Annotated in this window: 6 protein-coding genes; 1 reads left to right on the forward strand and 5 read right to left on the reverse strand. The window is 68.5% G+C overall.

Annotation, left to right across the window (positions count from 1 at the left end; genetic code table 11):
* Positions 1–37: 37 nt before the first annotated feature.
* The 5 genes from ACFTZB_RS39280 to ACFTZB_RS39300 form a co-directional block, all read right to left on the reverse strand.
* A complete protein-coding gene (locus ACFTZB_RS39280) occupies positions 38–1996 on the reverse strand; it encodes a primary-amine oxidase (protein WP_378440376.1) in 1959 nt (652 codons plus the stop codon).
* An 81-nt stretch (positions 1997–2077) separates the two neighbouring features.
* Positions 2078–3418 carry a 4-aminobutyrate--2-oxoglutarate transaminase gene (gabT, locus tag ACFTZB_RS39285; RefSeq protein WP_378440378.1) on the reverse strand — a complete coding sequence of 447 codons (1341 nt, stop codon included), beginning with the start codon at positions 3416–3418 and terminating at the stop codon, positions 2078–2080.
* Positions 3419–3469: 51 nt separating this feature from the next.
* Entirely contained in the window at positions 3470–4900 is a 1431-nt protein-coding gene (locus ACFTZB_RS39290; RefSeq protein WP_378440380.1) for a gamma-aminobutyraldehyde dehydrogenase, read from the reverse strand.
* A 186-nt stretch (positions 4901–5086) separates the two neighbouring features.
* Positions 5087–6760 (reverse strand): amidohydrolase, encoded by a 1674-nt coding sequence (locus tag ACFTZB_RS39295; protein WP_378440382.1) that lies wholly within the window; start codon positions 6758–6760, stop codon positions 5087–5089.
* Complete coding sequence (locus tag ACFTZB_RS39300) at positions 6760–8190, reverse strand: APC family permease (protein ID WP_378440384.1); 1431 nt, start codon at positions 8188–8190, stop codon at positions 6760–6762. Before ACFTZB_RS39300 ends, ACFTZB_RS39295 begins: the two co-directional genes overlap by 1 nt.
* 103 nt (positions 8191–8293) lie before the next feature.
* Between ACFTZB_RS39300 and ACFTZB_RS39305 the strand changes: the two genes are divergently transcribed.
* Positions 8294–8878: TetR/AcrR family transcriptional regulator (locus tag ACFTZB_RS39305; RefSeq protein WP_378440386.1), on the forward strand; the 585-nt coding region annotated here is incomplete at its 3' end.

Here is an 8878-nt window from a genome sequence, read left to right on the forward strand (position 1 = left end):
CAGACCGGTGGGCAGGGTGGCGCGGAGCCGTTCGAAATCAGTCATCGGAGTCCTCGTGGTGGGGATGGTGGTGATCGCACGCCTCCGGGATGGGGGCGACGTCGAGGGCGGGGTTGCGGTCGAAGAATCCGGCCGGCTTCAGCCAGAAGGACACGGTGTCCACCGGCATGATCGGCCAGTCCTCCGGCCGCGGAATGTGGTGGATCCCGAACGTGTACCAGAGCACCACGTCGGTGTTCTCGATCGGCCGGTCGGCCGCGGTCCACTCGGTAAGTCCGTGATCGACCTTGCTCTGGTTCACGAATTCCCCGGCGGGCCAGCGTTCGTCGGGGGAGTTGGGCGTCACCCAGACGGTGTGGCCGATCGCGCCGGTGCGCTGGAAGATCGGTGACGCCGGGTCGAACATCGACGGGATCGCGCCGCCGGGAACGAGTTTGTAGGCGGGGGCGGTGCCGAGTCCGGTGGTCGTGTTGTCGTTGACGACCTTCCACGCGCGCTGGCTCTGCCAGTCGAAATCCTGCCTGCCCTCGAGTTCGGTGCGCAGCGGGGTGTTCTTCTGGCGCAGCGCGAGCCCGAGGGGATTGTCCGGGCCCATCGGGACGATCTCGGTCTCGGTCGCGTACACCGTGTTCTCGGTGCCGTCGATGTCGAGATCGAGCCGCGCGACCAGGAAGTGCTGGTGGAACGGCGCGTACGTGCGGGTGTCGACCAGCGTCCCGCTCGGGTGCTCACCGCCTTCCGGAAAGTGGCTCACCACCATGATCCCGGTGGCACGGACCTCGCACTCGATGTTGCCGTCCTGGTAGAACCGCCAGTAGACGAGGTACTCGTAATTCGCGACCGTCACGTGCGTCGACACCGTCAGCCGCCGCATCCGGCGCACCTCGGCGCCGTCGTGGTCGACGTGCTTCCAGAGGACGGCGTTGTCCTCCTCGTGGATACAGATCGCGTTCTCGATCGTGAACGGCGCACCGTGGCTGTCGTGGAGGACGGCGTCGAGGTACCGGATCTCGCCGAGGCAGTCGCAGCCCAGGGTGAGCGAGGTGGTCATGAACCCGATGCCCCACTCGCCGATGTCGAACGCGGTGCGGCGGTAGTGATCGGGGCTGGTGTCGCGGTACGGCACCGCCATCTCCGCGAACGACATCCGGTTCGCGATCGAACGCACCCGGCCGTTGTCGTTGTACGTCACCGCGTGCAGGGTCATACCCTCGCGGTAGTTGAATCCGACCCGCAGCGACCAGTTCTGCCACTCGAGTTTGTTGCCCTCGAGTGTGAACGACGGTCCCTCCGGCTGGACGATGTCCAACGGCTTCAACGGCGGCCGGGTGCTCGCGTTCCGGATCCGTTCCGGAATGTGCCGGGGCACGTACTCGCCCATGACCTCGGGACGTTCGACGCTGAACGTGTCCTCGATCTCGAGCAGTTCCATCGCGTTGACGTCGATCACGCAGTGAAAGCCGTTGACCGGGCCCGCATACGGGTTGGCGCCCTCGGACGCCCGCACCCAGGTGTCCGACCAGCCGAGCCGGCGGCCCTTGTACTTCTCCGGGGTCACCGCGTCGCCGTACGTCCACACGTCCATGAACACCAGGCTCATGTCCGTGATCCCGCGCTTCGCGAGCGCGGCGATCACGTCCGGGTGCCCGCGGAGGAAGGCGTCCGCCTCTTCCCATTCGTCGACCGTGAAATTGGCCTGGACGTCCGGGATGTGCTGCCAGGAGACCACGTTGTCTCCCGTCAGCGAGACGAGCGCCTTGTAGGTGTCTCCGCTGCCGCGGTCGAAGCACACGACGATCGCCCGGCGGTCCGGGACGGTGCCCGCGGTGTCGAACGCCGACACCGCGGCCTTGTCCGGTTCGGCGAGTTCGATCGACGCGAACCGCCAGCCGTCCCCGACCCCGTGTTCCCTGGCGAGGACGGCCGCGGCCTTCGCGAACTCGTCCGCCCCCAACGGGTCCAGAGGATGGAACGTGCCGGTGGTCGTCCGGGTCATGATGTCTCCTCTGGTCGATGGGTGGGCACTTCGTGCTCGTGCGCCTTTTCGGTCGTGGTGGCTACCGAAAAGGCGCACGGGTCAGACGAGCGAGCGCACGATCTGCTCGATCACGGTCAGGGCGTCGTCGAGCAGGTCGTCGCCGATCACCAGCGGCGGAAGCAGCCGGATGACGTTGCCGTACGTACCGCATGTCAGCAGAATGACACCTTGTTCGAGCGCACGGGCGGCAATGGCCTTCGTCAGTTCCGCGTCCGGCTCGGTCGTGCCGGGCTTGACGAACTCCATCGCGAGCATCGCGCCGCGTCCGCGCACCTCACCGATGACCCCGACCTCGGCGGCGAGGGCCCGCAACCGCGGCAGCGCCAGGTCGCCGATGTGCTGTGCGCGAGCGGGCAGGTCGAACTTCCGCATGCTGTCGATCGCGGCGAGCGCGGCGGCACACGCGACGGGGTTGCCGCCGTACGTGCCACCCAGTCCGCCCGGGTGCACCTTGTCGAGCAGTTCGGCGCGGCCCGTGATCGCGGACAGCGGCATACCGCCCGCCATGCCCTTGGCCATCGTGATGATGTCCGGGACGATCTCCTCGTGCTCGCACGCGAACCAGGCGCCGGTGCGAGAGAATCCGGTCTGCACCTCGTCGGCGATGAACACGACGCCGTTTTCGCGGGCCCAGTTCACCAGGGTGGGGAGGAATCCCTCGGCGGGAACGATGAATCCGCCCTCGCCCTGGATCGGCTCGATGATGATCGCCGCGAGCGAATCGGCGCCGATCTGCTTCTCCATCTGGCTGATGGCACGCTGAGCTGCCTGCTCGCCGGTCAGTCCGTCCTGGTCCCGGTACGGGTAGGACATCGGGAGCCGGTACACCTCGGGCGCGAACGGGCCGAAGTGGGCCTTGTAGGGCATCGACTTGGCGGTGAGGGCCATCGTCAGGTTGGTGCGACCGTGGTAGGCGTGGTCGAATGCGACGACGGCGTCGCGGCCGGTGGCGAGGCGGGCAACCTTGATCGCGTTCTCCACCGCCTCGGCGCCCGAGTTGAACAGGACGGTGCGCTTCTCGTGGTCGCCGGGGGTGAGGGCGGCGAGCTCCTCCGCGACGCGGACGTAGCCCTCGTACGGGGTGACCATGAAACAGGTGTGGGTGAAGTGCCCGACCTGCTCCCGGACCGCCTCGGCGACGGCCGGATCGGATGCGCCGACGCTGGTGACGGCGATGCCCGAGCCGAGGTCGATCAGGGAGTTGCCGTCGACGTCGACGACCACACCACCGTCGGCATCCGCCGCGTACACGGGGACGCTGGAGCCGACGCCCGCGGCCACGGTGGCCCGGCGGCGTGCGGTGAGGGCCGCCGACTTCGGGCCGGGGAGCTCGGTGACCAGGGCGCGCTTCTGCGGCAGCCGGTACTGGATGTCGTTCATGTTGGTGCAGTCCTCAAGGGTCGTGACGTGGATGGGTATGGGGGAGCGACGTCAGTCGTTGGAGCTCATGACGTGCTTGATGCGGGTGTAGTCCTCGACGCCGTAGCCGGAGAGGTCCTTGCCGTATCCGGAGTACTTGAATCCGCCGTGCGGCATCTCGGCGACCAGCGGGATGTGGCAGTTGATCCAGACGGCACCGAAATCGAGTGCGGCCGAGAGCCGTTGCGTGACGCCGTGATCGTTGGTCCACACGCTCGACGCCAGACCGTACCGGACGTCGTTGGCGAGGGTCACGGCCTCCTTCTCGTCGGAGAAGCTCTGCACGGTGAGGATGGGACCGAACGTCTCCTCCTGCACGATGTCGTCGCGCTGGTCGACGCCGGTGATCACGGTGGGTTCGAAAAAGAATCCCTGCTCGCCGGAACGCTTTCCGCCGGTGACGATCTTGGCGGAGGTGGGGAGCGCGGCGATCTTGGAACTGACCGCGTTGAAGTGGTTGACGTTGTTGAGCGGGCCGTAGAACGTGTTCGGGTCGTCGGGCAGTCCTGGCTCGAGCGTCTCGGCCTTGCGGACGAGGGCGTCGACGAGCTGGTCGTGGATGGACTCGTGGACGAGGACGCGGGTGGCGGCGGTGCAGTCCTGGCCACCGTTGAAGAAGGCGGCCTCGGCGATGCCGCTCGCGGTCTTCTCGATGTCGACGTCGCCGAAGACGATGGCGGGCGCCTTGCCGCCGAGCTCGAGGTGGGCCCGCTTGAGCTGGCGTGCGGCGGAGACGGCGACGGCGATGCCCGCGCGCACGGATCCGGTGATCGACACCAGGCCGAGGGCGGGGTTCTCCACGAGGGTGGCGCCGGTCTCGCCGTTGCCGAGGACGACGTTGAAGACGCCGTCCGGGAGGATCCCCTTGGTCAGCCGGGCCAGCACCAGTGTGCTGTTCGGGGTGGTGTCGCTGGGCTTGAGGACGATCGTGTTGCCTGCCGCGAGCGCGGGGCCGATCTTCCACAGCGCCATCATGAACGGGTAGTTCCACGGGGTGACCTGACCGACGACGCCGATCGGCTCGCGGCGCACGTAGGACGTGAAGCCGTCCATGTACTCGCCGGCGGCCTTGCCTTCGAGCATGCGGGCCGCGCCGGCGAAGAAGCGGAGCTGGTCGGCGCCCACCTTGATCTCTTCGTCGGCGATGACCTGCTTGGGCTGTCCGGTGTTGCGGCACTCGGCCTCGACGAGTTCGTCGCTGTGCGCCTCGATCGCGTCGGCGAGCTTCAGCAACGCGGCCTGCCGCACGCTCGGTGTGGTCTTGCCCCACGTGACGAACGCCCGCTCGGCGGCCTCGACGGCCGCGTCCACGTCGGCCTTGGTGGAGACGGGCGCCCGCCCGACGACGCTCTCGTCCACAGGGTTGATCAAGTCCAGCGTCTCCGTCGCGGATGAGGCGACGAACTCACCGTTGATGTAGTTCTCGAGTACGTCGATCGACATTCGTACCGGTTCCTCTCGTGTGGTCGAAACTCGTGGTCCGCAGCGGTCCGTCGGCGGAACGGTCCGACCGGGGCCCGGAGTTGCAGAACATCTGAAAACAAGTGTGCGCTGTCTCACAAGCTGGAGGCAGCTGACAAAATGGTGAATGACGCGCCCCCCACCGCGCCGAGTTGTCCAATCCGGACGTCACCCGTGCGAGCAGGTGTGCCCGGCTGCGCCGGAACCGGCGAACGGCACGTCTGCGGGGACGCTCGCGATTGCGGCGTCGTGCACGACCTCGCCGCCGACGAGCGTGAGGTCGGCCCGCTGGTCCAGCAGTTCCCCGGGTTCGAGCGCATACAGGTCCGCCGACCAGACGACCAGGTCGGCGTGGGCGCCGGGACGGATCACCCCGAGGTCGTCCTCGGCGTGCCAGGCCCAGGCGCCGCCGCGGGTGTACGCCCGCAACGCCGAATCCAGGTCCATGCGTTCGCGCGGGGTCCAGTCGGTGCGGCCGTCCAGACCCGAGCGGGTGAGAGCCGAGTAGAGGCCGACGAGCGGATCCATCTCCCCGACCTGCCAGTCGCTGGAGAACGCCAGCGCCGCCCCCGACTCGGCGAGCGAACGGAAACGCCACGCCCGGTCCCACCGGTCCTCGCCGACGTTCTCCATCCACGTTCCCGCGACGAGGTCGGGTGAGCAGTGCCGCGGCTGCATCGCCGCGACGACGCCGAGGTCCCGGAACCGGGGAAGGTCCTCCGGGTGCAGGCACTCGACGTGGACGATGCCGTGCCGCCGGTCGGTGGTGCCGTTCACCCCGGCGGCGTGCTCGATCGAGTCGAGCGCCAGCCGGATGCCCCAGTCGCCCGTCGCGTGCGTGTGCGTCTGGAAACCGAGGCGGTCGAGTTCGGTGAGCATCGCGGTGAACTCCTGCGGCGGCAGGCTCGGCGCTCCGCGGTGGCCCGGCCGGTTCGCGTAGTCGGCGAGCATGGCGGCGGTGTGCGGCTCGATCACGTCGTCGGCGTACAGCTTGACCGGCCCGAGCCGGAGCATGTCGTCGACCGGCGCGCCGTCGACGGCCTCCCGCAGGTCCCGGCGGAACGCGGCGTCGGCGCCGACCGGATGGAACAGGGCGGTGATCACCCGCGACTGCATTCGCCCCTCGGCCCGTGCCCGGTACATCAGGTCGAGTTCGGCCAGTGGGACCTGTGGTTCGACGACGGTGGTGATGCCGCACGCGGTCGCCATCTCCAGGCTGGACGTGATGCGCCGGTACCTGCGGTCGGGGGAGTACATCGGGATGTCGCGTTGCAGCCCGGCCAGGCCGGCCCGCGTCATCGCGCTGGTGTAGAAGTCCGTGACCCAGCCGGTGGGTGCGCCGTGGCCGTCGAATTCCGGACGCCCCCAGGGGATCTGCGTGCCACGGTCGATCCCGAGCTTCCGCAGCGCGGCCTCGTTCAGCCACACCGAGTGCTGGTCGTAGGTGGTGATGAACACCGGGCGGTCGGTGAGGCCGCGGAGGTCGTCGGCGTTCGGCCTGCGCCCGGTCACCACGGAGTAGACGGCGTTCTCGGCGCAGATCCAGTCGAGGTCGGGGCGGGCGGCCGCGTGCGCGCCGATCCGCCGCCGGACCTCCGTGAGGTCCTGTGCGCCTTCGAGGCTCACGGCGTCGGGGTCGAATCCGAGGAGCAGGTGGTTGTGGCTGTCGATGATGCCGGGGGTGACCAGCCGGCCACGCAGGTCGATGGTCCGCCGGGCGGGAGGGGCGTCCTCGGTGGTCCCGACGTATCGGATCCGGCCGTCGGCGATGCCGACGGCCTCGGCCCGGCCGGGAGCGTCGAACGTGCGGACGACGCCGTTGTTCAGTAGCAGGTCGAGCATCAGCAGGTCTCCTCGGGGGCGGCGTCGAGCAGCAGCAGGTGGGTGTTCTTGCGCGGTCGCAGGTACAGGGCGAAGTAGGCGAAGCCGGCGGCGACGAGTCCGAGGGAGATGCCGAGGCTGAGCCACTGCTCCGGGTCGAGCAGGGTGACGACGAAGACGAGACCGAGTGCCGCGATGCAGATTCCCGGGGCCAGCGGCCACAACGGCATGCGGTAGCCGGGTCGGGTGGTCCCGCCGCGGCGGTGGTGGATCGCGGCCAGCGCGATGAACAGGTAGGTGAACATCAGGGTCGACCCGGTGGCGGTGAGTAGAACGTCCAGCGGGACGAAGCACGCGGCGAACGCGATCGAGCCCATCACGACGGTGGCGAGCACGGGAACGCGGCCCTTGCTGCTGACGGCCTGCAGCGGCGCCGCGACGGTCTCCGGGAGCGCGCGATCGCGAGCGGCGGCGTAGAGGAGCCTGCCCGCCTGCAGCGTGATCGCGATGATCGCGTTGATCACGGCGAGGGCGATCGAGAGCATGACCACCATGGCGACGGCGTGACCGGCGCGTTCGGTGAGGAAGGCCTCGACGGGAAGGCTGGAACCGAAGAGTTCGGTCTGCGAGCGGGCGCCGACCATGATGGCGATCAGCGGGACGAGTTCGGTGGCGACGGTGATGGCGGCGCTCCAGATCACGGCCTTCGCGATCGAGCGGGCGGCATTCTTGGTCTCCTCGGCGAAGTACACGGCGCCGCCGTACCCGTTGTACGCGAAGATTCCCTGGGTGACGGCGAGCATCAGTCCGGAGATCGCGAGTGGTGCGAGTTGGCCGGTGGCCGGGTCGAGGACCTCCGGGCTGAGCAGGCTCGACAGCGGCCGTTCCATGTGGACGAAACCGAGAACGGTGAGCAGTGCCAGCGCCGCCATCTCGACACCGAGGAAGACCCCGGTGAGCCACGCGTTCGTCCGGATGTCGAAACACGCGGTCACGGTGGTGATCACGACCACGACCAGCGCGGTCTGCTGCGGCGACAGTCCGTGGATCGCGACGCCCAGATAGTCGGCGACGTCGAGGGCGAAGACCGCGATGATCAGCGGCAGGGAGATGAGGCTGATGAAGAACGTGGCGACGCCGAAGGCCGGTCCGAGTGCCCGCGACACCAGCGAGTAGTCGCCGCCGGCAACGGGATACGCGGAGGCGAGTTCGGCGTAGCAGAAGGCGATGAGGATGCTGACGACGCCGGCGATGAGGAACGCCCAGAAGACGCCGGTGCCGAACTGGGCGAGGGCCGAGCCGCCGAGGATGAAGACGCTCGACGCCGGTGAGATCGACGACAGGGTGATCAGAATGTTCCCGCCGACGCCGATGCTCCGCGAGAGCGAGGCCTCGTAGGCGCCCGCGGCGGCGGGGGGAGTGGCGGTGGGCGGACGGGCGGTCTGGTCCATGAGCTGTCCGTTCGGGGAGGGTGAGGGGGTGAAATAGTTTTTTGACAGATCCGTCAAACAACTGGGCCGAGTGTCACAGATCACGTCGGCTACTGTCAACGGCATGGCGCGACCGAACACTCAGAAGCAGCGGCGTTCCGAACTCGTCGAGGCCGCGCTGCAGGCGGGATCCGCTCACGGACTGCGGTCCCTGTCCCTGACCGACGTGGCGAAGCGGGCGGGCCTGACGCGCGGTGCGCTGCTCTACTATTTCGACGACCTGGATGCGCTTCTCGTCGAGGCGCACCGGGCGGGCACCGAGCGCTACTGCGATCAGCGCGACGAGGCGGTGGCCGCCCAGGCGTCGTACGCCGCCAAGCTGAGGACGGCCATCGACGCGGGGCTGCCGAGCGGGCCCGACGACACCCTGATGCGGCTGCTCTACGAATTCGACTTCATGTCGGGCACTTCGGCGCTGCACGACGAACTGGTCCGGAAGATGTATCTGCGGCAACTCGCGACGTACCGCGCGATCCTCGGCGACGGGCACGCGTCGGGGGAGTTCGCCGTGCGCGGCGACCTCGACCAGGCGGCCATGAACTTGGTGGCCCTCGAGGACGCGTACGGTCTGCACATCGTCGGGGGAAACAGCCTCATCACCGTCGACGCCGCGCGCACGGCCATGCTGGGATTCTGTGAACAGATCGGC

The sequence above is a fragment of the Rhodococcus sp. NPDC057014 genome (genome assembly GCF_042673295.1).
Classification (GTDB): Bacteria; Actinomycetota; Actinomycetes; order Mycobacteriales; family Mycobacteriaceae; genus Rhodococcus_F.